At 60.8% G+C, this 800-nt stretch carries 1 pseudogene; it reads right to left on the bottom strand.

Annotation, left to right across the window (positions count from 1 at the left end):
* Positions 1-17 precede the first annotated feature (17 nt).
* Positions 18-736: pseudogene (locus J0X19_RS24955) on the bottom strand (IS5 family transposase); the annotation flags it as partial.
* Between the last annotated feature and the right edge of the window lie 64 nt (positions 737-800).

Below are 800 nucleotides of genomic sequence, written 5' to 3'. Positions count from 1 at the left end.
CTAGGCTGTGTGGACAGCTAGCGCATCCAATCTAACGCAGCCAGCAAATGGGCGACGGCTAAAAAGGAGGTGGCTGTTTTCTCATAGCGGGTCGCAAAGCCCCGTGCTTCTTTGAGCCGACCGAAAAAGCGTTCGACCTTGTTGCGGTCGGCATAGAGGTTTTCGTCGTAAGCGCGTTGGTCGAGCCGGTTGGATTTGGGTGGGATGACCGCTTCGACCGCGCATAAGGCAAGGACGTCGAGTACGTGGTTGGTGTCGTAGGCTTTGTCCGCAACCACCGCGCCAGGTTGCTCGGACAAGGCAGCCAGCAAGGCAGGCAACTGCGGACTATCCGCCGCTTCGCCCGCCGTGAGCACCAAGTGCAGGCAGTTGCCCAACGCATCAACGACAGCGTGCACCTTGGTGGAGAAGCCCCCGCGGGAGCGGCCTAATGCTTCGGCTGCGGGCGTGCTTTTTTTTGCCCCGCTGCCGCTTTGTGCGCTTTGGCCGTGGTCGAGTCGACCAGTACCCAGGCGTAGTCGGGCTCCTGCACGGCGTGGAATAGGGCTTGCCACACCCCAGCCAGCGCCCAACGCCGAAAGCGACGGGCCACGGTGTTCCAGGGGCCAAACCGTTCGGGTAAGTCACGCCAAGCACAGCCCGTACGCACCCGATAGAGCACAGCGTTGACGAACAAGCGGTTGTCGCGCCCTGCGCCCAAACGACCCACCGTATGCGCTTCGACTAGCTTCCACTCACGTTCGGTTAATTCATGACGACGCATGAGGCAAAATTACTGCCTTTGCTGTCCACACAGCCTA

It is taken from the genome of Hymenobacter telluris (genome assembly GCF_017313265.1).
Classification (GTDB): domain Bacteria; phylum Bacteroidota; class Bacteroidia; order Cytophagales; family Hymenobacteraceae; genus Hymenobacter; species Hymenobacter telluris.
The sequence above is the reverse complement of the archived record's forward strand: the minus strand, read 5'-3'. Positions and strand labels throughout refer to the sequence as shown.